20 protein-coding genes are annotated in these 25,460 nt (G+C 60.5%); 10 read left to right on the plus strand and 10 right to left on the minus strand.

What is annotated here, in order from left to right:
- Positions 1–195: 195 nt before the first annotated feature.
- A complete protein-coding gene (locus INR99_RS10240) occupies positions 196–705 on the plus strand; it encodes a hypothetical protein (RefSeq protein ID WP_194116252.1) in 510 nt (169 codons plus the stop codon).
- Between the two features lie 85 nt (positions 706–790).
- Here the strand turns inward: INR99_RS10240 and INR99_RS10245 are convergent, their stop codons facing one another.
- The 7 genes from INR99_RS10245 to INR99_RS10275 all read right to left on the minus strand — a co-directional run bounded on the left by INR99_RS10245 (position 791) and on the right by INR99_RS10275 (position 10,874).
- Positions 791–1,363, minus strand: a complete 573-nt coding sequence (locus INR99_RS10245) for a hypothetical protein (protein ID WP_194116253.1) — start codon at positions 1,361–1,363, stop codon at positions 791–793.
- A gap of 1,098 nt (positions 1,364–2,461) precedes the next feature.
- The gene (locus tag INR99_RS10250) at positions 2,462–3,256 is read right to left on the minus strand and encodes a DUF2971 domain-containing protein (RefSeq protein ID WP_194116254.1); all 795 of its coding nucleotides are present in this window, start codon (positions 3,254–3,256) and stop codon (positions 2,462–2,464) included.
- Between the two features lie 61 nt (positions 3,257–3,317).
- Complete coding sequence (locus INR99_RS10255; RefSeq protein ID WP_194116255.1) at positions 3,318–4,454, minus strand: ribonucleotide-diphosphate reductase subunit beta; 1,137 nt, start codon at positions 4,452–4,454, stop codon at positions 3,318–3,320.
- 56 nt (positions 4,455–4,510) lie between these two features.
- Positions 4,511–5,089, minus strand: a complete 579-nt coding sequence (locus tag INR99_RS10260; protein ID WP_194116256.1) for a hypothetical protein — start codon at positions 5,087–5,089, stop codon at positions 4,511–4,513.
- Positions 5,086–6,120, minus strand: coding sequence for an adenosine deaminase (locus INR99_RS10265; RefSeq protein ID WP_194116257.1), 1,035 nt, complete (start codon positions 6,118–6,120; stop codon positions 5,086–5,088). The genes INR99_RS10260 and INR99_RS10265 overlap by 4 nt, the downstream gene beginning before the upstream one ends.
- A gap of 675 nt (positions 6,121–6,795) precedes the next feature.
- Positions 6,796–9,678, minus strand: a complete 2,883-nt coding sequence (locus tag INR99_RS10270) for a ribonucleoside-diphosphate reductase subunit alpha (protein ID WP_194116258.1) — start codon at positions 9,676–9,678, stop codon at positions 6,796–6,798.
- A gap of 413 nt (positions 9,679–10,091) precedes the next feature.
- Complete coding sequence (locus tag INR99_RS10275) at positions 10,092–10,874, minus strand: inositol monophosphatase family protein (protein ID WP_194116259.1); 783 nt, start codon at positions 10,872–10,874, stop codon at positions 10,092–10,094.
- Between the two features lie 81 nt (positions 10,875–10,955).
- Here INR99_RS10275 and INR99_RS10280 point away from each other — a divergent pair, with 81 nt between their 5' ends.
- The gene (locus tag INR99_RS10280) at positions 10,956–11,768 is read left to right on the plus strand and encodes an RNA methyltransferase (RefSeq protein WP_308431477.1); all 813 of its coding nucleotides are present in this window, start codon (positions 10,956–10,958) and stop codon (positions 11,766–11,768) included.
- Positions 11,769–11,827: 59 nt separating this feature from the next.
- Here INR99_RS10280 and INR99_RS10285 read toward each other — a convergent pair whose 3' ends face one another.
- From INR99_RS10285 to dcd, 3 genes are all read right to left on the minus strand, one after another.
- Positions 11,828–12,475 carry a hypothetical protein gene (locus INR99_RS10285; RefSeq protein WP_194116260.1) on the minus strand — a complete coding sequence of 216 codons (648 nt, stop codon included), beginning with the start codon at positions 12,473–12,475 and terminating at the stop codon, positions 11,828–11,830.
- Between the two features lie 123 nt (positions 12,476–12,598).
- Entirely contained in the window at positions 12,599–12,952 is a 354-nt protein-coding gene (locus INR99_RS10290) for a carboxymuconolactone decarboxylase family protein (protein WP_194116261.1), read from the minus strand.
- Positions 12,953–13,023: 71 nt separating this feature from the next.
- Positions 13,024–13,599: a dCTP deaminase gene (dcd, locus tag INR99_RS10295; RefSeq protein WP_194116262.1), complete on the minus strand. Its 576-nt coding sequence runs from the start codon at positions 13,597–13,599 to the stop codon at positions 13,024–13,026.
- 135 nt (positions 13,600–13,734) lie between these two features.
- Between dcd and INR99_RS10300 the strand changes: the two genes are divergently transcribed.
- The 8 genes from INR99_RS10300 to INR99_RS10335 all read left to right on the plus strand — a co-directional run bounded on the left by INR99_RS10300 (position 13,735) and on the right by INR99_RS10335 (position 25,458).
- Positions 13,735–14,193 (plus strand): peroxiredoxin, encoded by a 459-nt coding sequence (locus INR99_RS10300; protein WP_194116263.1) that lies wholly within the window; start codon positions 13,735–13,737, stop codon positions 14,191–14,193.
- A 63-nt stretch (positions 14,194–14,256) separates the two neighbouring features.
- Positions 14,257–15,666 (plus strand): PhoH family protein, encoded by a 1,410-nt coding sequence (locus tag INR99_RS10305; RefSeq protein WP_194116264.1) that lies wholly within the window; start codon positions 14,257–14,259, stop codon positions 15,664–15,666.
- Between the two features lie 137 nt (positions 15,667–15,803).
- Complete coding sequence (locus tag INR99_RS10310) at positions 15,804–17,000, plus strand: MFS transporter (RefSeq protein ID WP_194116265.1); 1,197 nt, start codon at positions 15,804–15,806, stop codon at positions 16,998–17,000.
- Positions 17,001–17,103: 103 nt separating this feature from the next.
- Entirely contained in the window at positions 17,104–20,064 is a 2,961-nt protein-coding gene (locus tag INR99_RS17805; RefSeq protein WP_194116266.1) for a nitrate- and nitrite sensing domain-containing protein, read from the plus strand.
- A gap of 411 nt (positions 20,065–20,475) precedes the next feature.
- Positions 20,476–23,664, plus strand: coding sequence for a pilus assembly protein (locus INR99_RS10320; RefSeq protein ID WP_194116267.1), 3,189 nt, complete (start codon positions 20,476–20,478; stop codon positions 23,662–23,664).
- Positions 23,661–24,176 carry a GspH/FimT family pseudopilin gene (locus tag INR99_RS10325; protein ID WP_194116268.1) on the plus strand — a complete coding sequence of 172 codons (516 nt, stop codon included), beginning with the start codon at positions 23,661–23,663 and terminating at the stop codon, positions 24,174–24,176. The genes INR99_RS10320 and INR99_RS10325 overlap by 4 nt, the downstream gene beginning before the upstream one ends.
- Complete coding sequence (gene pilV / locus INR99_RS10330; RefSeq protein WP_194116269.1) at positions 24,173–24,697, plus strand: type IV pilus modification protein PilV; 525 nt, start codon at positions 24,173–24,175, stop codon at positions 24,695–24,697. The genes INR99_RS10325 and pilV overlap by 4 nt, the downstream gene beginning before the upstream one ends.
- Positions 24,694–25,458, plus strand: coding sequence for a prepilin-type N-terminal cleavage/methylation domain-containing protein (locus tag INR99_RS10335; RefSeq protein WP_194116270.1), 765 nt, complete (start codon positions 24,694–24,696; stop codon positions 25,456–25,458). The genes pilV and INR99_RS10335 overlap by 4 nt, the downstream gene beginning before the upstream one ends.
- Positions 25,459–25,460: the final 2 nt, after the last annotated feature.

Raw genomic sequence — 25,460 nt, forward strand, 5'->3', positions numbered from 1 at the left:
CGGCCGCTGGACATGACCAGCGGCCGTGCCGCTCTGTGCGGAGTGCGTTGGCGACTGCGCCATCCCTCCGCAAGCGGCAGACCGGCAAGCCCACCACCTCGACAGCAAATGGCAAGCAAAAGCCAGCTTTCTTGTCAGACCTGGCCGCACACGGCATGATTGGCGCCCTGTTTCCAACCCGCCTATCCGCACACCATGTCCCGCCTCCTCGCCACCCTGCTGTTCAGCGCCGCCGCCACGGCCCACGCTGCCCCCAAAGTCGACCTTGACCGCTATGTCCGCCTGCTGGAATGCCGCCCGACCACCGCCGACATGAAAATCGATGCCGACAGCGGCCTGCCCGCACTGGGCGACAATCACCCGCTGGTTAAAAGCCATCAGGCCATGCGCTCGGCCATCAGGCTGCCCAAACCCGTCACCGCCAACGGCATGACTAGTGACCTGATCTACGCCGGTGGTGGCGCGGTGATGATGCTGATCCCCAGCAAGAACCCGGCCGCCGACATCATGGCCAAGGCCCGTGAGCTGAATATCTCCACTGAGGAGTTCAACAAGGATTACCCGGTGTACAGCTTCAGCCAGCGCCGCCCGAGCAAGGAGCGGGACGTGAACGGCCGCCCGCTGAGCGACATGCGCCTGAGTGTCAGCCAGGGCTGGGATGGGGTAAAGGAGGACAAATACTACCTGCTCGGCTGCGAATTCTGATCGCCCGAGGTGGGCCCGATACACCATACCCATGCCGTGATATGGCTATAGGCCATCATTCAAAAGGCCTGTAGCCACATACCCATCAAAAACGCGGCAAGCAATGCCCAAGGACTGGGTTTTTGACAGCACACCGGCACTGGCTGCCTGCCCACAATCCCCGCCGCCTGGCAAACGGCCAGAAGGGATCGGGAACGCGGATGGCCGGGTTCGCTCGTTGCAGGGCGGCAAACAGCTTGCGATGGCTGAAGGCAAAGTTCGGGCACAGCGCCAGCTGCTGCCCGTCCTTCAGGACGATGCGAATGGCCGACTGCCCCTTGCGGCGGTTGCCATAGCTGATCTCGGCAATGTCCTGCGGATGCACCGCAAAACACCACGCCTTGAACTGCGGATGATGCGAGGAAAACAGTGTACGGCCCAGGCTGATCGTAAAAGCTGCGGGGCGCGCCAGCAGCCACAGCAGCACGCCCAGCATCACCAGCTCGCAAGCGATCAGCAGCGGCTGCAACACCGTCACGAACTTCCGGTAGGCTGCAGGGTCGTCGACCAGCAGCAGCAAGAGTCCCAGCACCACGGGCAGAAACAGCATATTGAACGCCAGCACGGCCGCCTGCTGACGGCGGGTGCGCTCATAGTAAAACAGCAGTTCGTCGGTCATGCGCCCCCCCTGATCATTCCAGTCACATTAATGCATGGTCGGCTCGGCCAGGCAAGGCATGCCCGGCAATCCGGCGATTCATTCATGTGCATTGGATTTTATGCGCCTGCGGCGCGGGGTTTGCATGCGCGTTCCGCCGCGCGCACGGCGGCGCGAGACAATTCGGCCCTGCGGGCCTCAAACACGTCCCGCACCTGATCCTCCCCCTTCGGGGAAAACTGCGCTTCTCGGCGGCTGCGAGGGCATCGCGTGCTAAGCAGCGGCACAATATACCCATTCAGTGATAAGCCTACAGCCAAATAATCTAAAGGGCTGCAGTCGCATACCCACCATCGTAGGTTGGGTTGAGCGTAGCGAAACCCAACAATCCAGCAAGTAGGTACGAATAGCGCAGCGTATTCGTACGCATGGGTTTATGCGCCTGCGGCGCGGTGTTTTGATGCCGGGTGTGCCCGGCGGCACGTCAGGGGGCTTGTCTTGCCAAGCCCCCCGACACCCCCAAGGCGCGCCCGGTCCGCCGGCCCTTCGGGCTGCCCTGCGATGCTCGCTTTTCCGGGGGCGCGAGACAACTCGGCCCTGCGGGCCTCAGACACGTCCCGCACCTGATCCCGGAAAACCTGCGCTTCTCGGCGGCTCCAGGGCATCTTGTCCTAACAAGCATGACGACATACCCATGCAGTGATAAAGCCAAAGCCAAATAAGATAAAGGGCTACAGCCGTATACCCATCGCTAGAATCATCGAAAGAGGCTTGGCTTTTCAGACCTACGAATCACCACCGCCGCCGATTAGCACGCCCCGCCCTGAAGCCGCCGAGAAGCGCAGTTGCGGCCAGGGTTTCGGCGCGACGAGTGTCTGAGGCCAAAGGCCGAGTTGCGGCGCGCCGCTGGACGCAACGAGCATCGCAGGGCACCCCGCGCAGCGGGGCGGCGGATCGGGCTCGCCTTTTCTTTGGTTCGTTTCTTTTGGCGAAGCAAAAGAAATGAACACGTCCGCCGGCGACCGCAGGAAGTCCCAGTTGGGAGCGGAACCGGCATCAAAACACCGTGCCGCAGACACAGACAAAACAAAACCGCCGGACATAATCCGGCGGTTCAATTCATGCGGCGCAATGCCTGCGGCGATTGCGCCTCAATTCGCAAAGATTATAGCAACGCAACTCCGAATCCCATTCACATTTAAGAATGGGAACATTACACATGCCTAGTAAAATATCAGCATAAATATCAGGAGCATCGCACCCAAGAACGACTGCAACCAAAGAATCACAAATATTTAAATAGGAATAATCGTCAGTTTTTTGATACACAACCACCCGAAATTCACTCTCAGAAGCCCAGTCAAAATGTTTACAAAAAAGAAACCTGTCACCACCATCCCTAAGCTTATTAAATACATACTCATATAAATCGAAATCACCCTGAGGGCAAGATATATTGGTAAACGAACAAAGACCTTCTGCCGTCGAGTCATTATAATAAACTTGCTCCGCACCAACAAAACCTTCAATTTTCCGCGCAACATCAACTAATTTTTTCTTATCAAAAATCAGACAGGCGCCGCGCGAATTTCCTGCATATTGCGCCCACATTCTCGGCTTCCTCCAGCATGAAGCGCCATCAACACCAATAGAAAAACAGGCAACTTTTATCCCACTTCTCTTTGCTCTTTCATGCTCAATATACAACCCATCATAATTATCAGGAAGGCGCCAAGGATCACCAGGAACCCCAGAATACAGCATCATCGAACTCTCACCCTTAGATTCCTTTGGGTCGTTCAGTTTATACAATGGACTAAATCTAATTCGACAATCTGGGATTATAAATTCAATCAAGGAATTCATGCTAGTAAAGTGAGAAACGAATCCTTCACCTTGAAAATCATCACCCATTTTCGAAACCTCAGAAAAAAAGGCCGCACATCGGCGACCTTTTTGATTTAGAAACCTACGCTTAATCCCAGCTCAACGCCCCGCCAGTTTGATACTCGGTGACGCGAGTCTCGAAGAAGTTCTTTTCCTTCTTCAGATCAATCATCTCGCTCATCCACGGGAAGGGGTTGGTCGCGCCGGGGAAGAGCTCGTTCAGACCAATCTGCTGCAGACGGCGGTTGGCGATGAAGCGCAGGTATTCCTTGAACTGGCTGGCATTCAGGCCCAGCACGCCGCGCGGCATGGTGTCTTCCGCATAGGCGTATTCCAGCTCCACCGCCTTCTGGAACAGGCCGTAGATTTCATTCTTGAAGTCTTCCGTCCACAGCAACGGGTTTTCCATCTTGATGGTGTTGATCAGGTCGATGCCGAAATTGCAGTGCATGGATTCGTCACGCAGGATGTACTGGTACTGCTCGGCGGCGCCGGTCATCTTGTTCTGGCGGCCCAGCGCGAGGATCTGCACGAAGCCGACGTAGAAGAACAGGCCTTCCATCAGGCAGGCGAACACGATGATGGAGCGCAGCAGCTGCTGATCCGCTTCCAGTGTGCCGGTCTTGAATTCCGGATCGCACAGGATGTCGATGAAGGGGATGAGGAATTCGTCCTTGTCGCGGATCGATTTCACTTCGTTGTAGGCATTGAACACTTCGCCTTCGTCCAGACCCAGGCTTTCGACGATGTACTGGTAGGCGTGGGTGTGGATGGCTTCGTCAAAGGCCTGGCGCAGCAGGAACTGGCGGCATTCCGGGCTGGTGATCTGGCGATAGGTGCCGAGCACGATGTTGTTGGCGGCCAGGCTGTCGGCGGTGACGAAGAAGCCGAGGTTGCGCTTCACGATGCGCATTTCGTCTTCCGTGAGTGCGCCCATCTTCCACTGCTCGATGTCGCGCTGCATGTTCACTTCCTGCGGCATCCAGTGGTTGGCGCACTGGGCGAGGTATTTTTCCCACGCCCACTTGTGCTTGAACGGCACCAGCTGGTTGACGTCGGTGGTGCCGTTGATGACCTTCTTGTCGACGGCGTTCACGCGGTTGGCGCTGGCGGCGTGGGACACGCTGGTCATGGCCGGGGCGGCAGGCGCGGCGGCGGATTGCGGGGCGGCGGCAGCGGCCGGGCGGGACGGGGTGATCACGTCATCATCAAAGCTCAGCGACATGGCTAATTCCTTCTTCGGGTATCCGGATAATCGGTTCGGTTAATCGTTGTTCGGGTTTACTGTGCGGCAGACGGTGCCTGCAGCGGGGCAATGCGGATATTGCTGGTGTCGGTCACACCCCAGCGGGTTTGCATATGGTGAAAATCGCGCTCGCGCTCGGCGTGCAGCTCGTAGGACGGGCGGAAATTCAGATTCAGGTGGGCGTCGCCCAGATAGACCACTTCGCCGGCCTTGAGGCTGAACGGCGCGTTGATGGTGGCGGTCACCATTTCACGGCGGCGCCACAGGCCGCTTTCAACCAGCCAGCTGCCGTACATGCGGCTGGCCACGTAGTCGCCCGGCGCGAGCGCCACGGCGCTGAGCCGGCCATTGCCGTTGGGAGCGTCACCGGGGGCAACAATGCCGGCAGTGGCCGTGTTGGCCCAGATCTGGGTGCGGCCGGCCGGGCCGATGAGCTCCAGCGCGGCATCGGGGTCGCTGCTGATGTCGTCGTAGCTGTGCATGGTCACCCCGACAATGGCATAGGCCATGCCGGCGGGGGGCTGCAGCTGGCCGTTGCTGCCCAGCTGCGGCTGCATGCTGGCGCAGCCGACCAAGAGGGTGATCGTGATGAGTGCCAGTAGCGTGCGGATCATGCTGCGACTCCTTCCTGCCGGGCTATGCGGCTAATCTCGGCCAGCCAGAAAGCCTGCTGCTCGGCGGGCAGCCAGCTGGCGCTGATGCTGTTGCGGGCCAGCTGGACGATGTCCTGCGCCGTCAGCGCCAGCTTGTCGCGGCAGGCGATGAAATTGTCATTCAGATAGCCACCAAAATACGCCGGGTCGTCGGAATTGACCATCGCGCACAGCCCGGCGGCCAGCAGCTCGCGCAGGTTGTGCTCGGCCAGGTCGTTCACCACGCAGAGCTTGAGGTTGGACAGCGGGCACACAGTCAGCGGAATCTGCTCCCTGGCTAGGCGCGCGACCAGCGCCGGGTCTTCGGTGCAGCGCACGCCGTGGTCGATGCGGCGGGAATGCAGCAGATCCAGCGCCTGCCAGATGTAGTCCGCCGGGCCTTCCTCACCGGCATGCGCCACCGCCGGCAGGCCCAGCTCGGCACAGCGCGCAAACAGCCGTGCGAATTTCTCCGGCGGGTTGCCGCGCTCGCCCGAATCCAGCCCCACGCCGTCGATGCGATCCAGATAGGGCATCGCGTCTTGCAGGGTGGCAAAACCGTCTTCCTCACTGAGGTGGCGCAAAAAGCACATGATCAGCTTGGAGGTGATGCCGAACTGCTTTTCCGCCAGCGCCAGCGCACGGCGGATGCCTTCGAGCACGGTCAGGAATTCAACCCCGCGCGCGGTGTGCGTCTGCGGATCGAAGAAAATCTCGGTGTGGACGATGTGATCGGCCTGCGCGCGCTTCAGATACGCCCAGGTCAGATCAAAAAAGTCCTGCTCGGTTTGCAGCACACCGGCACCGGCGTAGTAGAGATCGAGAAAGGACTGCAGATCGGTAAAGTTGTACGCCGCCCGCACCGCCTCGACGCTGGCATACGGCAGGACAATCTCGTTGCGCTCGGCCAGCGCGAACATCATCTCCGGCTCCAGCGAACCCTCGATGTGCAGATGCAGCTCGGCTTTTGGCAGCTTGCGGATCAGCTGGTCCAGCGGATGATCATTCGTCATGGCAAAACCTTTTTAAGCACACCGACACAGCGGCACAGAAAACGACGAGTAAAGCAATACATCAACACCCATCAAGCTACAAGCAATCAAAAACAATGGCTGCAGCCATATACCCAACAACACACCGTAGGGTGTGGGAATCCCGAAGGGATTTGCGCCCCCTACTCGGCTACCAAATCCGTTGGGTTTCGCAGCACTCAACCCAAGCTACAGCCACCACTACCGCCCATGAGCACGCCCCGCCCTGAAGCCGCCGAGAAGCGCAGGTTTTTCGGGATCTGAAGGAGGACGTGTCTGAGGGGCGCAGCCCCGAGTTGTCCTCCTTCCCCGAAAAACCGAGCATCGCAGGGTAGCCGCCGCAGGCGGCCGGCGGACCGGGCTCGGCTTTGGGGTGAAGGGGGATTTGCCGAAACAAATCCCCCTTCCCGTCCGCCGGGCGCCCCACAGGGACTCCCTGCGGTCGGAACCGGCGTGTAAAACAACGCGCCGAAGGCGCTTAACCTCACCCCAACCTACTTACGAAAATCCATCCAGCCAGCAGGTTGACCGTTCAAATCGTACTCGAGCACCACGTTACGGCGTAGGGCCTAATCGCCAAAGGCATTACGCCGCACACGTTGATATGCCCTCATCCGGCGTATTGCCGCTTGCGCGGCGAATACGCCCTACGCCTGCTTACTGGCAAGCCTCGCAATCCGGGTTGTCGATCGAGCAGAACTTCACATCAGTCGCCGGGGTATTATCCACAGGAGCAGCAGCAACCGGAGCTGCAGCGGCATACCCGCCATCCACCGGCACTGCATTCAGCTCGCCGCCACGGCCAGTCGATTTCTCGGCCGAGGACGCGCCCAGCGTGCGCAGGTAGTAGGTGGTTTTCAGGCCACGCACCCACGCCAGCTTGTACAGCTCGTCCAGACGCTTGCCAGAGGCGCCAGCCATGTAGATGTTCAGGCTTTGCGCCTGATCGATCCACTTCTGGCGGCGCGAGGCCGCTTCAACCAGCCACTTCGGATCCATTTCGAAGGCCGTGGCGTACAGCGCCTTGAGGTCTTCCGGAATGCGGTCGATGCGCTGGACCGAGCCGTCGAAGTACTTCAGGTCGGAGACCATCACTTCGTCCCACAGGCCGCGCGCCTTCAGGTCACGCACCAGGTTTTCGTTGATGACGGTGAATTCGCCGGACAGGTTCGATTTCACGAACAGGTTCTGGTAGGTCGGCTCGATCGAAGCATCCACACCGACGATGTTGGAAATCGTCGCGGTCGGTGCAATCGCCAGGCAGTTGGAGTTGCGCATGCCGTATTCCTTGATGCGTTCACGCAGCGCGTTCCAGTCCAGACGCTCGGTGCGATCCACGTCGAGGAAACCGCCACGGGCCTCCATCAGCAGATCGAGCGAATCGTGCGGCAGCACGCCCTTGTCCCACAGCGAACCGCGGAAGGAGGCGTAGGTGCCGCGTTCCTTGGCCAGCTCGGTCGAGGCCCAGTAGGCGTGGTAGGCCAGCGTTTCCATCGAGGTGTCGGCAAATTCCACTGCGGCATCAGAAGCATACGGGATGCGCAGCTGGTGCAGCGCGTCCTGGAAGCCCATCAGGCCCAGACCAACCGGGCGGTGGCGCAGGTTGGAATTGCGCGCCTTGCGAACCGGGTAGAAGTTGATGTCGATGACGTTGTCGAGCATGCGCATCGCCACACGCACGGTGCGGGCGATCTTTTCGCCATCCAGCTCCAGCGCGCCATCGGCGTTCTGCTTGAGGTGGTTGGCCAGATTCACCGAGCCCAGATTACATACGGCAATCTCGTTCTCGTTGGTGTTCAGCGTGATCTCGGTGCACAGGTTGGAGCTGTGAACCACACCCATGTGCTGTTGCGGGCTGCGAATGTTGCACGGGTCCTTGAAGGTGATCCACGGGTGGCCGGTTTCGAACAGCATGGTGAGGATCTTGCGCCACAGCGACAGCGCCGGGATCTTCTTCACCACTTTCATTTCGCCACGGGCTGCCTTGGCTTCGTAGCGCACATAGGCTTCTTCGAAAGCCTTGCCGTACAGATCGTGCAGATCCGGTGCCTCGGAAGGCGAGAACAGGGTCCAGTCGGCCCCTTCCATCACGCGGCGCATGAACAGATCCGGAATCCAGTTCGCGGTGTTCATGTCGTGCGTGCGGCGGCGGTCGTCGCCGGTATTCTTGCGCAGCTCGAGGAATTCCTCGATGTCGGCGTGCCAGGTTTCCAGGTAGGCGCAGACAGCGCCCTTGCGCTTGCCGCCCTGGTTGACGGCCACGGCCGTGTCGTTCACCACCTTCAGGAAGGGAACGATGCCCTGCGACTTGCCGTTGGTACCCTTGATGTGGCTGCCCAGTGCACGCACCGGCGTCCAGTCGTTGCCCAGACCGCCGGCAAATTTCGATAGCAGCGCGTTTTCCTTCAGTGCTTCGTAGATGCCATCCAGATCGTCGGCCACGGTAGTCAGGTAGCAGCTGGAGAGCTGGCTGCGGCGCGTGCCGGAATTGAACAGCGTCGGCGTGGACGACATGAAGTCGAAGGTCGACAGGATGGTGTAGAACTCGATCGCGCGGGCTTCGCGGTCGATTTCGTTCAGCGCCAGCCCCATGGCCACACGCATGAAGAAGGCTTGCGGCAGCTCGATGCGGGTGCCGTCGATGTGCAGGAAGTAGCGATCGAACAGGGTTTGCAGGCCCAGATAGCCGAACTGGTAGTCGCGGGTGTGATCCAGTGCCGCACCCAGCTTGGCCAGATCGAATTGCGCCAGTTTCTCGTCAAGCAGCTCGGCCTCGATGCCCTTCTTGATGAATTTCGGGAAGTACTCGGCGTAGCGGCTTGCCATGTCTTCGTGGCTGGCTTCTTCGCCCAGGACTTCGGCGCGCAGGGTATCGAGCAGCAGGCGCGCGGTGACCTGGCTGTAGGCCGGATCTTTTTCGATCTGCTGGCGGGCAGCCAGAATCACGGACTTGCTGACTTCGTCGGCGGACACGCCGTCGTAGAGGTTCTTCAGCGTTTCGTTCAGGATCAGCTGCTGGTCGGTGATGCCGTCAAAGCCCTGGCAGGCCGAGGCGATCAGCGCCTTCAGGCGCCCCAGATCCAGCGGACGGGAATCGCCGCTGGCGAGCTTCACATTGATGGCGTGGTGGACATCGGCCGCGAGGTCTTCACCCTTGGCGTGGCGCTCCTGCGCACGCTGCTCGCGATACAACACATAGGCTCGCGCCACGTCGTGCTCGCCGGAGCGCATCAGCGCCAGCTCGACCTGATCCTGCACGTCTTCGATGTGGATGGCGCCGCCTTCGGGCTTGCGGCGCATCAGCGCGCCCACCACGGCGTCAGTCAGACGGGAAACCTGTTCGCGCACGGCCGCCGAAGCAGCGGCATGGCTGCCCTGTACGGCGATAAAGGCCTTGGTGACCGCCACGGAGATTTTGGACGGTTCGAAGGGCACCACCGAGCCGTTGCGGCGGATGATCTTGTAGTCGGTGTAGTTCACCGGTGCGGCCAGATCGGCAGCGGAACGACTGATGGAAGCGCTCTCAAGCGTTGCGTACATGCAAGTTTCTCCAGCTGTGCATAACTGTGTGAGTATTTTGTGAAGAAACACAATATCTTGTGTCACTCCCTTTTGGTTGACACAAATACTAGGGTGTTTCGCGCGGTGGCGCAAGCGACTCCGATTGTGTTATCCGTGTATTGACAACCCCGGCACAAGGCGTATCAGAGGGGCTGCGTGGCTGCTATCTGGCGCCATGCAAGACGGGACAAGGGCTATGGACTGATACCCTGCCCGGTACTGTTTTGCCATGACTGATGCCCGACTGTCGCGGCGCACGGGCGGACCGCCGCAGCGTTGGATTAAAACAACGCCAGAAAGAATGGGGACAGAAGCTTACGGGCGTGCCGGAAACCGCCAAAGAAAAAGGCCCCCTGCAACAGGGGGCCTTCGCCATGCCGGTGCAGAGGGAATTACTTCAGGTGACCGCGGATCACCTGGAGCATCTGGCCGAAAACTTTCGGCGTTCCGCAGAGGATGTCACCGGATTCCATGAATTTCTCCTCGCCGTTCAGATCGGTCACCAGGCCACCGGCCTCCTGCACGATCAGCGAACCGGCAGCGATGTCGTGCGGCTTGAGGTCGAATTCGAAGAAACCGTCGAAGCGGCCGCAGGCCACCCAGGCCAGATCCAGCGAGGCCGCGCCCGGACGGCGCACGCCGCCGGCCTTCTGCGCCATGTCGCGGAAGATGTTCAGATAGGTTTCGAGGTTGTCGAAACGGGTATACGGGAAACCGGTACCGACCAGTGCATCGGACAGATCGCGCACCTTGGACACGCGGATACGGCGGTCATTCAGGAAGGCGCCAACGCCACGGGTGGCGGTGAACAGGTCATTGCGGTTCGGGTCGTAGATCACCGCCTGGGTGATGATGCCCTTGTGCTCCAGCGCGATCGAGACGGCGTATTGCGGCACGCCATGCAGGAAGTTGGTGGTGCCATCGAGCGGGTCGATGATCCACACGTAATCCGATTTGCCGCGGCTACCGGACTCCTCTGCTAGAATCGCGTGGCTCGGATACGCCTCGAGGATGGTTTCGATAATGGCGTTTTCCGCTGCGCGGTCAACTTCGGACACAAAATCATTGTGTCCCTTCTTTTCGGGCGTGATGGTGTCCAGATTGTTGGACGCACGCTGGATAATGGCGGCAGCGCGGCGCGCGGCGCGCACTGCGGTGTTCAGCATCGGATGCATGGCTATTTTCAACTTGAAAGAACGGATTTGGCCGCCATTCTACCTGCCCTTGCCTTTTGAATAAACTGGAAACTTGTCTAAGTGGAATCAACCGACCAACTGCCAGCAGCTCCCGGGCTGGATTGTCTGAAGCATTTTCGCGTGGTGCTTTCGCACACCTCGCACCCCGGCAACATCGGCTCGACCGCCCGGGCGATGAAAACCATGGGGTTGACCCGTCTGTATCTGGTCAACCCGCAGGAATTCCCCTCCGAGGTCGCCGTGGCGCTCGCCTCCAGCGCCGACGATGTACTCAACAATGCCGTGATCTGCTCCAGCGTGGAAGAAGCACTGCGCGGCACCACGCTGCAGGTGGCCATGACCGCGCGCCGCCGCGAGCTGACCCAGCCCCTGCAGACGCCGCGCCAGCTGGTGCCGGAGCTGCTGCAGGAAGCCAACTCCGGCGGCGAAGTGGCACTGCTGTTCGGTCCGGAAACCAGCGGGCTGACCATCGACGAGGTGCGCCAATGCAACCGCCTGATCACCATTCCGACCAATCCGGACTATTCCAGCCTGAATCTGTCGCAGGCCGTTCAAGTGTTGACTTACGAGATCCGCTCGCAGCTGCTCGATGATGTGTCGTATCTGGAAAAGAAGGCCCCGCTGGCCAGCCATGAATACCTGGAGCTGTATTTCGAAAAGCTGGAAGAAACACTGCTGAAAATCGGCTTCCTCAAACCCTATGCGCCCAAGCGCCTGATGCCGCGCCTGCGCCGGCTGTACCAGCGCGCGACACCGGAACAGGAGGAAGTGGATATCCTGCGCGGTATCCTGCGTGCCACGCTGGAATACAAGCTGGTTGCCGATGCGCCAGCCTCTCTGGAGCAATCCAGCAAGGATCCGGCCGCAGAGTAAGGCAACGTATCGCCCTGCAGCCCTTTATCAACAAAGTCTGCAGGGCAATACCTGGCAAATCAAAGCTTGGACATTTCGTCCAGCAGCTTGCGCCAGCACAGCACCAGCACCACCAGAGCCGCGAGCAGTGCGACCGCCGTCCAGATGACCCGTGGCAATTGCGCGCTGCGCCGCTGCTCGGCCACGGCCTGCACGCCCTGCTGGTAGCCGGCATAGTCAACGATGCGGCAACCGGTTTCACCCAGCGCCAGCGCGGCACCGGCCAGCTGCTGACGCTCGACGACCAGCAAGCCGTAATCACAGTAATCCCGCTCGAAAATGGCCCGGTTGCCGGCGTACGGCAACAGCAGGCGCGCGCCGGCAGCCGGAGGAATCGTGCAATCCGCTTCCGGGCAGCTGGCCCATACCGCATCCCAAACCGCCTGGGCCTTGTAGCCGCTGAAGGTCAGCTTGCGCCCGAAAAAGCGCTGGAAGCGCATGCGTGCCTCCTGCAACTCATCGGCGCGGGTTTCCGGCATGGACTTGTGATAGGGCAGCTCCTGCGGCAGGTAGACCGGCGGCGGCTGGCGCAAGGCCATTGCCGCGGTGGTTACCCCGGCAATCAGCAGCAGTGCCAGCAGCAGCATCAGGATGCAGGTGCCCAGTAGCAGATAGCCAGTGCCCCCCAGGGCGCGCAGACGGAAAAAGAAAGTCGAATCGGCGGACATGGATACAGGTGGGGTGAAAACGGTTAATCAGAACGGTTGATCCATTCAGGATCGCGGGCAGTATCGCACAGGGTGGCTGCCGCGCGCAGACCGGCAACACCGGCCTGCCGCAGAACCGACACCTCAGGCAGCCTTTTCGCCACCGTATTCCTCAAAGGCCAGCAAGGCCTCGGCGGCGGTCATCATGCTCGGGCCGCCCCCCATATAGATCGCCACCTGCAGCATTTCGAGAAATTCGGCGCGCGTCACGCCCATCTTCACGCAGGCCATCGCGTGAAAGCCCAGACAGCCGTTGCAGCGGGCAGAAATGGCAATCGCCATCGCCATCAGTTCCTTGTGCTTTTTCGACAGCGCACCATCGTCATGGGTGGCGCGCGCCATGCCCTGGAAGCTGTTGTAGGTATCGGGGATTTCCTTCACGAACTCGCGCAGCTTTTTGCTGATGTCCGCCACCAGCGGTTTGAATTCGGTGCTCATGCAACACTCCTTGTCATGCAGAAACGGCAAAGGCCGGAAACCGGCCTTGGCAGTGAAAGCGGAATTCGCGCTCAGGTCTTGGGCAGCGTGACACCGACCTGGCCCTGATACTTGCCGCCACGATCGCGATAGCTGGTTTCGCAGACATCGTCTTCATCCGCCTCGAAGAACAGCACCTGCGCCACACCTTCATCGGCGTAGATCTTGGCCGGCAGCGGCGTGGTGTTGGAAAACTCCAGCGTGACATAGCCTTCCCACTCGGGCTCGAACGGGGTGACGTTGACGATGATGCCGCAGCGTGCGTAAGTGGATTTGCCCAGGCACACGGTCAGCACATTGCGCGGAATGCGGAAATACTCGACCGTCCGGGCCAGTGCAAACGAGTTCGGCGGAATGATGCAGTAGCCCTTGCCGGAGACATCGACAAAGCTGTTTTCGTCGAAGTTTTTCGGGTCGACGATGGTGGAGTTGAGGTTGGTAAACACCTTGAACTCGTCCGCGCACCGGATGTCGTATCCATAGCTGGAAGTGCCGAACGACACGATGCGCGCACCGTCGCGCTCCTTGATCTGGCCGGGAATGAATGGCTCGATCATCCCGTGTTCCTGGGCCATGCGGCGAATCCACTTGTCCGACTTGATGCTCATGCTGTCACATCCCTGTAAAAAGTTCCGCCGTATTGTAAACACTTGCCGGCCGCCCCGCACTTGCCGCAGCAAGGAGTATTGCCGACAATCAAGACAAGGGGCTCCCGCCAGGACAACAAGAACCAAGGAGGTTTCATGACACCGGACATCTGCCCGGCCATTTTGCTTGCCACCACCAGCGGCGGCCAGTTCGACGCAGCCGCACTGCGCGGCCAGAACGTGGTGCTGTATTTCTATCCCAAGGACAGCACTCCCGGCTGCACCACCGAAGGCGGTGATTTCCGCGATCGCCATGAGGCTTTCCGTGCGGCCAACTGCGTCGTATTCGGCGTTTCGCGCGATTCGCTGAAATCGCACGAAAACTTCAAGGCCAAGCAGAATTATCCCTTCGAGCTGATCAGCGATCCGGAAGAAGCACTCTGTGAAGCCTTCGGCGTGATGAAGCAGAAGATGATGTACGGCAAGCAGGTGCGCGGCATCGAGCGCAGTACCTTCGTACTCAACAAGGAGGGCAAGATCGTGAAGGAGTGGCGCGGCGTGAAGGTGCCGGGCCATGCCGAAGAAGTCCTGGCGTTTGTCCAGGCAATGCAGTGAATCAGGGGCGACACTAGTCGCCCTTTTTTGTCCCGCACACCCAGCAGCATCAAGGAGACTGTCATGGCTAGCCGCAAGCGCAAGACCCCTGCGAACACCAAGTTTTTCGTGCTGGACACCAATGTGCTGATGCACGACCCGACGTCGATCTACCGCTTCCAGGAGCACGACATCTTCCTGCCGATGATGACGCTGGAAGAACTGGACAGCAACAAGAAGGGCACCAGCGAAGTCGCCCGCAACGCCCGTCAGGCCAGCCGCTTCATGGAAGAGCTGATCGCCGGCAAGGAGCATACGCTGCACGACGGTGTGCCGCTGGAAGAAGCCAGCCGTGGCCAGGCCAGCGGCTCGCTCTTCCTGCAGACCGAAGCCATCACCAGCGTGCTGCCGGCGCAATTGCCGATGGGCAAGGCCGACAACCAGATTCTCGGCGTCGTGCACCATCTGCAGCAGATGTTTCCCAAGCGCGAAGTCATTCTGGTGTCGAAAGACATCAATATGCGCATCAAGGCCCGCGCACTGGGACTGGCAGCCGAGGACTATTTCAACGACAAGGTGCTGGAAGACTCCGACCTGCTCTACACCGGCATGCTGGAGATCGGCCAGGACTTCTGGGAAAAGAACGGCAAGGATCTGCAGAGCTGGCAAGAAGGCGGGCGCAGCTACTGGAAAATCAAGGGCAACGACGTGCCCGATCTGCACCCCAACCAGCTGCTCTATCAGAACGGGGACCAACCCTTGCAGGCGCGGGTGCTTGCCGTGGACGGCAAGACAGCCACCATCGAGAGCCTGAAGGACTACAGCCACAGCAAGAACGCCATCTGGGGCATTACCGCGCGCAATCGCGAGCAGAATTTCGCGCTCAACCTGCTGATGAACCCGGATGTCGATTTCGTCACCCTGCTGGGCCAGGCCGGCACCGGCAAGACCCTGCTGACACTGGCGGCAGGGCTCACACAGACGCTGGAATCGAAGATCTACAGCGAAATCATCATGACCCGCGTCACCGTGCCGGTCGGCGAGGACATCGGTTTCCTGCCCGGCACCGAGGAAGAAAAGATGCTGCCGTGGATGGGTGCGCTGGAAGACAACCTGGATGTCCTCAACAAGACCGACAGTGAGGCCGGTGACTGGGGCCGTGCCGCCACGCGCGACCTGATCCGCAGCCGCATCAAGGTGAAATCGCTGAACTTCATGCGCGGGCGTACGTTCCTCAACAAGTTCCTGATCATCGACGAAGCGCAGAACCTGACACCCAAGCAGATGAAAACGCTGATCACCCGCGCCGGCCCCGGCACCAAGGTGGTGTGTCTCGGCAACATCAGCCAGATCGACACGCCCTACCTGACCGAAGGCTCGTCGGGTCTGACCTTCGTGGTGGACCGCTTCAAGTTCTGGGAACACTCCGGCCATATCACGCTCACGCGCGGCGAGCGCTCCCGTCTGGCGGATTATGCGGCGGACGTCCTCTAAACCCAAACAGGTATTGTCATGCAAACATTGTCATTGAAAGCCACCAAGGCAATACCCGTGATATAAACAGAAAGCCCGTGCCCTGCACGGGCTTTTTTACATCGTCGCGCCCTAACGCAGCTGGCATACTGCGGGCGATGAACAGCAAACCCCATTCTCGGCTCTCCTTCGCCGCCCTGCTCTTTCCTGCCGCGCTGGTGATCTTCGAATTCGCCACCTACATCGGCAACGACATGATCCTGCCCGGCATGCCGGCCGTGGTGCGCGAATTCGGCGCCTCCGAGCATCTGGCGCCCAGCGGCATGTCGGCCTACCTGGCGGGGGGCATGATGCTGCAGTGGCTGCTGGGGCCGCTTTCTGATCGCATCGGCCGCCGCCCGGTGCTGCTCACCGGCGTGTTGCTGTTCATAGCCAGCTGCCTGGCCATTCTGGTCAGCAACAGCATGACCAGCTTTCTGATCCTGCGCGTCATCCAGGGCTTCGGTCTGTGCTTTCTGGCTGCCGTGGGCTATGCCGCCATCCAGGAAGCCTTCGATGAAGTCACGGCCATCCGTGTGACGGCGCTGATGGCCAATGTGGCCCTGATCTCCCCATTGATCGGACCGCTCGCCGGTGCGCTGGTCATCGAGTACGCGCCCTGGCGCTGGGTATTCGTCATCATGGCGGCAGTGGCGGCCATCGGGCTGGCCGGGTTGTGGCACACCATGCCGGAAACCTCGCCGCGCCTGAAAACGCCACTGGGCATCGCAATGCTCTGGCAAACCTATCGCCACATTTTCGGCAATCCGCGTTTTCTGGCAGGGACCTTGGCGCTGGCCATGGCCGGGCTGCCGCTGCTGGTCTGGCTGGGGCAATCCCCGGTCATCCTCATGAATGATCGCCACCTGAGCGCACTGGATTTCGGTCTGTGGCAGATCCCGGTATTCGGCGGGCTGATCGCCGGCAACCTGTTGCTGGCCTGGCTGGTCAGCCGTGTGCCAGTCGCACGCCTGATCCGGCTGGCCTGCATGCCGCTGCTGGCCGGACTGGCCTTCGCCCTGCTGGCCGGCCTGGTGGCATCGGAGAACACCGCCTTGCTGGTCGCCGGCCTCTCGATCTATGCGCTGGGCTGCGGCATTGCCTCGGCCGGGCTCTACCGGTTGGTGCTGTTCGCCAGCGACGCCAGCAAGGGCGCCGTCTCGGCGGCGCTGGGCATGCTGACAATGCTGATCTATGCACTGGGCATCGAACTGGCGCGTCACGTGCATGCCACAGCGGGCCTGACCGGGTTTACTTCACTGATGTTGCTTGCTGGCATGCTGTGCCCGCTGCTATTGCGCCGGTTCTTTGCCTGAGGCACTACACAAAGAGCAAGCAGGCCACATAATCCTTTCGGACTATGGCATCCCGGCTGACGGATTCTATAACAAAGAATCATAACTGCTGCCGGGCTGTGTCATGTCGCTCCATACCCGTACCAAACTATTGCTGATGGGGGGGCTGCCTGCGCTGGCCCTGCTGTTCTTTGCCATTACCGCGACACAGGAAAAGCGCCAGCAGGCCAGCGAACTGGCAAGGCTGGAGCAACTGGTCCGGCTTTCGGTCAGCATCGGCGAACTCGGGCACGAAATGCAGCGCGAACGCGGCCTCAGCGCCGGTTTCATCAGCAGCAAGGGCGAACGCAACCGGCAGGAACTGCCGGCCCAGCGCGAGAAAACCGATGAGAGCATCCGCCAGCTGAACACGGCCCTGGCTGCCTTTGATGCTGGGGCTTACGATCCAGCACTGGCCGGAATACTGGCCGAGGCCAAAAACAGACTTGGCGAATTACCGGCCCGCCGCCAGGCGGTCAGTGCCCTCGGCATCACCCCGGCTGAATCCGCCGCGTATTACACCACTCTGATCAGCAGTCACTACCAGTTGCCGGCCATGGTCTCGACCTTGAGCAGCAATGGCGAAATTGCCCGGCTCAGTGCAGCTTACTCCAGCATGCTGCAAGCCAAGGAGCGCGCAGGTCGCGAACGCGCAATGCTGTCTGCGGTGTTTACCGTCAAGGCGTTCACTCCGGCGACCCTGTCGGCGTTTTTGCAGAATCTGTCCGCTCAGCAGGTCTACTTCGACGAATTCGCTCACTATGCACTGGATAGCCAGAAGGCCATTCTGCAGCGCGAACTGCAGGACAAGGCCGTCGCGGAAGTCAAACGCCTGCAGCAATACGCCATCGACAACAGCGCGGCAGCACTGGATATCGACCCCGGCTACTGGTTCAAGACCTCAACCGCACGCATAGATCAGCTGAAAAATGTCGAAACCGCACTGGCAAAAGACCTGCTGGATCGGCAGCAGCAACTGCGCACCGCAGCGCAGGACAGTGTCCAGCGCTACCTGCTGCTCACGGCAGTAACCCTGCTGCTGACTCTGGCGCTGGTCTGGCTGATCACCCGCAGCATTCTGCGGGCACTGGGGGGCGAGCCGGCACTCGCCGCCGACATCACGCGCGCCATTGCCGCCGGGAGGCTGGACACCGTGATCCCGCTGCGCAAAGGCGACAGCAGCAGTCTGCTGGCCTCCATCCAGCGCATGCAGGAGCAACTGCTGGCACGCATCACGGCAGAGAAGCGGGTCGCCGACGAGAATTTGCGCATCCGCATCGCGCTCGACAACGTCAGTACCGGGGTCATGATTGCCGATGTGGATCGCACGATCATTTATGCCAACACGGCCGTGCAGCATATTCTGCAAGAGGCTGAAGCCGACATCCGCAAGGTGCTGCCCTCATTCTCCGCAGCACAACTGGTGGGGCAAAATATCGATGCCTTCCACAAGCGCCCCCAGCATCAGGCGGATCTACTGGCCACCTTTACCAGCTCCTACACCGCGGATCTGGCCGTGGGCGTGCGCCGCATGCAGGTAATTGCGAATCCGGTAATCAACGCCAGCGGCGAGCGACTGGGGTCGGTCGCCGAATGGCGGGATCGCACTGCCGAACTGGCCGCAACCGAACGGGAAGCCGCACTGGCAGCAGAAAATCTGCGGGTACGCATTGCGCTGGATAACGTGAGCACCGGCGCCATGATTGTCGATAACGAGCGCACGATCGTGTATGCCAACAAAGCCGTCTGCGCCATGCTGCAGCATGCCGAAGCAGCAATCCGTACCCAGATTCCCGGGTTTGATGCACACCGCCTGATCGGCACCAACATCGACAGCTTCCACAAGAACCCGGCGCATCAGGCCAGGCTGCTGGCCGAGTTCACCCGTCCCTATACTTCATCCCTCGTGATTGGCGGGCGGCATATGACGGTCACCGCCAACCCGGTCATCAATGACCGCGGTGAACGTATGGGGGCGGTTGCGGAATGGGTAGACCGCACCGCCGAAGTCCAGATTGAAGAGGAAGTGGAAAATCTGATCCTGGCGGCCAGCGAGGGGAATTTTGATGCCCGCCTGGAGGTCAGCGGCAAGGAAGGCTTCTACCGCAAGGTTTCCGAAGGGCTGAACCAGCTTTCCGCTACGGTCGACAGCGGCCTCACCGATGTCAGCACGGTACTCAGGGGGGTCACCGAGGGCGATCTCAGCCGCACCATAACGGCCAACTACCATGGTCGCTTCGGCGAACTGAAGGACCATACCAACGCCACCATCACCCATCTGCGCGAGGTCGTTGGCGAAATCCAGCAGGCTGCCAGCCAGATCAATACGGCAGCCAAGGAAATCGCGGCGGGCAACACCGATCTGTCCAGCCGCACCGAAGAACAGGCCAGCAGCCTCGAAGAAACCGCCAGCTCGATGGAGGAACTCAACGGCACCGTAAGGCAAAATGCCGGCAATGCCGAGCAGGCCAACCGGCTGGCGCGTGAAAGCAATGCCATCGCAGCCGATAGTGGCCGGATCGTGCAGAGCATTGTCTCTACCATGCAGGGCATCTCCGAAAGCAGCCAGAAGATTGCCGACATCATCAGTGTCATCGACGGCATCGCCTTCCAGACCAATATCCTGGCATTGAACGCTGCTGTAGAAGCGGCTCGGGCCGGCGAACAAGGGCGCGGATTTGCCGTAGTCGCCAGTGAAGTTCGCAGCCTGGCCCTGCGCAGCGCCACGGCAGCCAAGGAAATCAAGGAGCTGATCAATGAGTCGGGCGGCAAGGTGGAAGCCGGTGCAGGCCAGGTCAACCAGGCAGGAAAAGCCATGAGCAGCCTGGTCAGCAGCTTTGAAAAAGTCGCGGCATTGGTAACCGAAATCGCGGCGGCAAGCCGCGAACAAAGCACCGGCATCGAGCAGGTGACCCAGGCGGTTGGCCAGATCGACGAAATCACCCAGCAAAATGCAGCGCTGGTGGAAGAGGCCGCCGCAGCAGCGGAAAGTCTGCAGGAGCAAGCCGAGCGACTGGTCGAATCGGTCGCCCTGTTCCGCCTTTGAAAGACGGGTCGCACCGGCCTGTCCGGTGCGACCCTGATACCCAGGGCAGCATTGCGCCACAATCCAGCCACAATAAGGCGCCAGTGCAAATACCCCTGTCATTTCCTGCGTCAATCTTTCGCGATTTTCCTACCAGCTGACATCAGTCGCGCCTTAGGTGTACACCCTTAGAGGAAACACCTGACTGCGCCTGCCCTACCCCTCTTGCATAATCCCCGCTAAATCAGCTGCTTGCCGCCAGCTCTTGCTGTGACACGACGCTGACTGAGAGGTCCCCGTCCGTCAGAACGTGGCCATGCTGTATTCATAAATTCAGAGAAATTTAATATTATTATCAACGAATATTATGATTTTATTATTTTCTGTGCGCGACTGTGATCGGCAACACAGAAACTCAAGGCCTTTGCAGTGATGACCACCCCACTTCGCTACCACCTGCTTGCCGCCAGCATGGCGCTGGCTTTTCCGCTGGCCACCAATGCCGCGCGGGCAGCCTCCCCCTATCCGGCACTCCCGCCGACGCTTTCCACCTCGGTGCCACCGAACGTGATGCTGTTCATCGACAACTCCGGCAGCATGCTGCAAGACCGCAACAACAACTGGATGCGTACGGATCTCTGCGATTTCAGCAGCAACTGGTCGAACTGCGTCAACAGCAACACCCGCAATGTTCGCGACGTGCTGGACGATGAAAGTCAGTCACCGAACACCAAAATGAACATTGCCAAGCGAGTATCGCGCAACCTGATCGACAGCAATCCGGATCTGCGCTGGGGGGTTTTTTCCTTCCACGTCAGCAATGCCAACACCGTGGGCGGCAGCGAGCGGGGACAATCCGGCGTGTTGCAGTCGGCGATTGGCCAGGGCAATGCCTCCGCCAAGGCCGCCATTTCGCGCCTGAAAGCCCGCACAGCCACCCCGCTGGGAGAAGCGCTACTGGAAATCACCCGTTATTACGAAGGCAAGACCTCGCTGTACGGCAAAAGCAATAACAGCTACAACAGCCCTATCCAGTACCGCTGCCAGAAGAACTTTGCCATCGTAATGACCGATGGTGACGCGACGGATGACAACGATCTGCCTGGCAGCGGCAAGGCCGCGCTGCCCTATACCTATGTTGATGCCAACAATGTCAGCCGCAGCGGCAGTTTCTCGGTATGCACGTCAGCCGATGGCGCCAGCTGTCCGGCGGCACTGGAAGGCAGCAGTACAAGCGCCGGCTTCGGCGACGGCAACAATCGCTACCGCGCACTGCGCGATGTGGCCAAGTACGCCAACGAGATGGATCTGCTGACCAGCGGGACCGATCAGGATGGCAAGTCCTTCGATGACGCGCGGTTCAAGAAACAAAGCCTGCAGACCTACACAATCGGCTTCTCGGTCAATAACGCCGTGCTGCCGGCGGCCGCCAGGGTGGGAGGTGGCAAGTACTACACTGCGGATAGCGAATCCGCACTGAATCAGGCACTGACCAATGCGGTCAATGACATCGTGGCGTCCATTTCCAATGCGGGCGGGGTCGCCACGCAAAGCGAAGCGGTCGCCGCCGGCAACAAGGTCTTCCAGCCCGTTTTCAACCCCAAGGGCTGGTATGGCGAGTTGCGCTGCTACAACGTCGATGCCAACGGCAACTTCAATCCGGCCACCGCGCAATGCAGCCCGAACGGCAAGGCGGTGATTCCGGCACATGCCAGCCGCAAGATTCACAGCGCCAAAATTTCCGGCAGCAGCACCGTGGCATTTGCCTTCAACGACAGCACGGGGCTCGCCAGCATGACCACGGCCCAGCGCAATGCGCTGGGTGCGGATGATACCGAGCGTCGCAAGATCATCAACTTCCTGCGCGGACAGGAAGGCCAGGCCGGCCTGCGCACTCGGCCGGACAGCCTCCTGGGAGACATCATCGACAGCCAGCCGGTTGTCGTGGGCAAGCCCGCCGGTGAAACGCCCGACAGCGATTACGCGATATTCAAGTCGGCACAGGCCAGCCGCAACATGGTCTTCATCGGTGCCAACGACGGCATGCTGCACGCCTTCAATGTGGCCGACATGACCGAACTGATGGGCTACATTCCCTCGCCGGTCTACCCCAATCTGAAAAGCCTCGCTGCCAGCGATTACGGCCAGTCCGGCGGGACGCCGCACGCCTTTTTCGTCAACGGCAGCCTGCGGCAAGCCGATATCAAGACCGGCTCGGGCTGGCGCACGCTGCTCAGTGGCGGGCTCGCACAAGGCGGTCGCGGATACTTCACGCTCGACGCCACACAAGCCAGCAACTTCAACCTGGCTTCGACCACCGTCAAATGGGAATGGACCGACCAGCATGCCACCAGCATGGGGTATGCGTTCGGCGCCCCCATCATTTACAACGTACGCACCTCGGCCACCACCGTAACTCCTGCGGTCATCCTCAACAACGGTTATGAAAACCGCTGGGGGCAAACTCCGGCGGCCAGCAATACGTCGGCGCTTTACATCGTCAATGCCGATACCGGCGCCCTGATCAAGCAGATCGACGTTCCGGGCAGCACAGGCCTGTCTTCCCCGGCCGGGGTCGATTACGGCCAGGATGGCATTCTGGATTATGTCTATGCCGGCGACATGAGCGGCAAGCTCTGGCGCTTCGATCTGACCAGTGACAATCCCGCCAGCTTCCGTGTTGCCAGCAACCCGGTATTCGATGCAGGCACATCCCGCCCGATCGTGATGCGCCCGGCCATTGCCGCGCTCAACCGTCCCGATGGCACATCGCTGGGCAATCTGGTGCTGTTCGGCACCGGCAAGCTGCTGACCGATGGCGATCGCAGCGACACCAGTCGCCAGACCCTATATGGCATCGTCGACCGCATGGATGACACCCCTGTTACCGTGTCCGAAACAGCCCTGGTAGAGCAGCGTTTCACCGACAGCAAAACACTCAGTGGCGGCAGCCAGCGGGCAGGCACTTACCGCAAGATCTCCGGCGAAAGCATCGACCTGCGCAGCGAGAGCAATACCCGACTGGGCTGGTACATCGACCTGCCTACCAGCAGTGAACGGCTGGTAGCTTCACCCATGCTGTACGACGACAAGGTGTTGTTCGGCACCGGCGTTCCGCAATCGACGGAAAAATGCACGCCCGGGGGCAAGGGCTGGATCATCGGACTGAATCCTTTTACCGGCTCCGTACCCGCAGATCGCAAGAACCGCGCCTACAGCTTCATCGACATTTCGCAGGATGGCAAATCCACCGCCGCCGACAAGATTCCCTTTGCCAGTGGTGATGATTTCCTCGCCGGCTTTGAAAAGGACGGCATTCCGACCGAGCTGACCTATGTTGCCTCGGAAACCAGGCTGGTCACGCCCTCGCCGCGCGGGGATACCAGCCTGGGTGATATCGGCAAGGTTGTGGCACAGCGCGAAGCCAATTACTCCGCGGTATTTACCGGCAATGCCAAAGAAGGCGTCAAGACCGGTCGCCCCATGAGCAAGCCAGCATCGACCGGCAAAGGCACGCTGTACGGCGGCACCATCGGCAGCGATACCGTCGACAAGGAGACCCTGTTGTCGCCCGCAACCGGCGTCAAGATCGAAACCACCGTATGGCGGGAAATCAAATGAACACATTCAACACTCTGCGGCGCCAGCACGGCGTCACCCTGATCGAGCTGATGGTCGTCATCAGTGTCCTTGGCATTCTGGCCGGCGTCGCAGTACCCAACATGCTGGACTGGATCCGCGATGCCCGGCTCGCTACCCAGAGCGACCTGCTGGTCAGCGGGCTGGCCAACGCACGTCTGGATGCCATCAAACGCCGCAGCGACAGCACCTTCTGCCCAGCTGCCAGCGCCAACAGCGCCAGCGACTGCTCCGCAAGTGCCAGCGACTGGTCCAAAGGCTGGCTCATCCGCAACAGTGGTGCGATCGAGCAGCGTTTCACCGTGCAAAAGGACATCACCATCAGCAACACGACCGCTAGCAGCGTGATCTTCAACGGCACACTGGGCAGCGCCCAGGCCGCCAGCACCTTCACAATCTGCGCGGACGGCCGCAAGGAGCACATCGTCGAGGTCAGCTTGTCCGGTCACATCAGCAAGCGCATCGGCACAAACGTCTGCGGAGCAAGCACATGAACACCGTACGGCATCTCCGACAGCAGGGCCTCTCGCTGATCGAGGTCATGCTCTCGGTCGCTATCCTCGGCATCGGCTTACTGGGACTGGCCGGACTGCAAACCCGCGCTGTCATGATGAACCAAAGCGCCTACTACCGCAGCATCGCCTCCGATCTGGCCGCCAATCTGGCCGACCGGATCCGCGCCAGCCGCACGCCCTTTCTGGCAAGCAGCGATGCCGATACCCAGCCCCCGCTGCCGCCCGACTTTGCCCGCTGCAGCCGCGCCAACCCGGCAGATACCAATCTCACCTGCACCGCACAGGAGGCCGGGCACGAGAGCTATCTGGTCAGCAATGAAATGAACGAGTGGTTCGGGCAAGTGCAGAGCCAACTGCCAGCCGCCTCGTACACCCTGCAGTCGATGCCAGGCCAATCGACCGGTTTCTACCGCTACCGCCTGACCATCAGCTGGACCGACGACCGGCAGGGTCGCACGACCGCCGCCAAAAACACCAGCTTTGAAACGGTGATTGAATGAAGCACAGCAAACACAGCGGCTTTACGCTGATCGAACTCATGGTGGCCATGGCAATTGCCATGATCGCCCTGCTGGCCATTGCCAAGGTATATATCCAGACCAGGCAGACCTTCAACCTGCAGGCCATGCAGAATCGTGTCGCCGAAGACGGACGTTTTGCGATGGCCATGCTGCAGCGTGCGGTGAGCCAGGCCGGCTTTCGCCCGAATCCGGCCACGGCCCTGCCGGCCAACCACCTGGCATCGACTGGTGCGGGGGCTTTCAGCGTGCGCTTCACCGCCGACGGCACAAACCAGATGAGCTGCAACGGCAGTGTCGCACCTGCCGGGGACACAACACTGCAGATCGCCCGCTCCGGCAGCAGACTGCAGTGCGGCAGCGTGGACTGGATTGCCCCGAACAACGGCGGCAGCGGTACCGAAGTCGCTGACTTCAGCGTGCAGTACGGTATCGACACCAATGACAACGATGCGCTCGGCAATCCACGCACCCCGGCCGAATACGGCTGCGGTGCCGATGTCGGCAGCATGAAAGCGCGCGACTGCGTTGCCAACCGCTACGTCAGCAATCTTGCAGGCATCACGGCCGACCAGGTGGTCGCGGTGAAACTCTGCCTGATCCTGCGCACGGAAAAAACAGCGCCCCAGCTGGAAAAGGGCGCGGCCGTCACCGACTGTTCCGGCAATGCGCTGAACGGCTCGCAGACGGATCGCCGCCTCTACCGCACGTTCAACAGCACCGTACTCGTGCGCAACCGCTAGAA

This window comes from Chitinilyticum piscinae (assembly GCF_015223195.1).
Taxonomy (GTDB): Bacteria; Pseudomonadota; Gammaproteobacteria; order Burkholderiales; family Chitinibacteraceae; genus Chitinilyticum; species Chitinilyticum piscinae.

What these genes read in the sequence shown, in the direction of transcription:
- INR99_RS10250 (WP_194116254.1), bottom strand. Translation starts at nt 3,256, where the DNA reads ATGGGTGATGATTTTCAAGGTGAAGGATTCGTTTCTCACTTTACTAGC.
- INR99_RS10300 (WP_194116263.1), top strand. Translation starts at nt 13,735, where the DNA reads ATGACACCGGACATCTGCCCGGCCATTTTGCTTGCCACCACCAGCGGC.
- INR99_RS10325 (WP_194116268.1), top strand. Translation starts at nt 23,661, where the DNA reads ATGAACACATTCAACACTCTGCGGCGCCAGCACGGCGTCACCCTGATC.
- INR99_RS10260 (WP_194116256.1), bottom strand. Translation starts at nt 5,089, where the DNA reads ATGATCCGCACGCTACTGGCACTCATCACGATCACCCTCTTGGTCGGC.
- INR99_RS10255 (WP_194116255.1), bottom strand. Translation starts at nt 4,454, where the DNA reads ATGTCGCTGAGCTTTGATGATGACGTGATCACCCCGTCCCGCCCGGCC.
- INR99_RS10275 (WP_194116259.1), bottom strand. Translation starts at nt 10,874, where the DNA reads ATGCATCCGATGCTGAACACCGCAGTGCGCGCCGCGCGCCGCGCTGCC.
- INR99_RS10335 (WP_194116270.1), top strand. Translation starts at nt 24,694, where the DNA reads ATGAAGCACAGCAAACACAGCGGCTTTACGCTGATCGAACTCATGGTG.
- INR99_RS10290 (WP_194116261.1), bottom strand. Translation starts at nt 12,952, where the DNA reads ATGAGCACCGAATTCAAACCGCTGGTGGCGGACATCAGCAAAAAGCTG.
- INR99_RS10305 (WP_194116264.1), top strand. Translation starts at nt 14,257, where the DNA reads ATGGCTAGCCGCAAGCGCAAGACCCCTGCGAACACCAAGTTTTTCGTG.
- INR99_RS10245 (WP_194116253.1), bottom strand. Translation starts at nt 1,363, where the DNA reads ATGACCGACGAACTGCTGTTTTACTATGAGCGCACCCGCCGTCAGCAG.
- dcd (WP_194116262.1), bottom strand. Translation starts at nt 13,599, where the DNA reads ATGAGCATCAAGTCGGACAAGTGGATTCGCCGCATGGCCCAGGAACAC.
- INR99_RS10320 (WP_194116267.1), top strand. Translation starts at nt 20,476, where the DNA reads ATGACCACCCCACTTCGCTACCACCTGCTTGCCGCCAGCATGGCGCTG.
- INR99_RS10265 (WP_194116257.1), bottom strand. Translation starts at nt 6,120, where the DNA reads ATGACGAATGATCATCCGCTGGACCAGCTGATCCGCAAGCTGCCAAAA.
- INR99_RS10240 (WP_194116252.1), top strand. Translation starts at nt 196, where the DNA reads ATGTCCCGCCTCCTCGCCACCCTGCTGTTCAGCGCCGCCGCCACGGCC.
- pilV (WP_194116269.1), top strand. Translation starts at nt 24,173, where the DNA reads ATGAACACCGTACGGCATCTCCGACAGCAGGGCCTCTCGCTGATCGAG.
- INR99_RS10270 (WP_194116258.1), bottom strand. Translation starts at nt 9,678, where the DNA reads ATGTACGCAACGCTTGAGAGCGCTTCCATCAGTCGTTCCGCTGCCGAT.
- INR99_RS10285 (WP_194116260.1), bottom strand. Translation starts at nt 12,475, where the DNA reads ATGTCCGCCGATTCGACTTTCTTTTTCCGTCTGCGCGCCCTGGGGGGC.
- INR99_RS17805 (WP_194116266.1), top strand. Translation starts at nt 17,104, where the DNA reads ATGTCGCTCCATACCCGTACCAAACTATTGCTGATGGGGGGGCTGCCT.
- INR99_RS10310 (WP_194116265.1), top strand. Translation starts at nt 15,804, where the DNA reads ATGAACAGCAAACCCCATTCTCGGCTCTCCTTCGCCGCCCTGCTCTTT.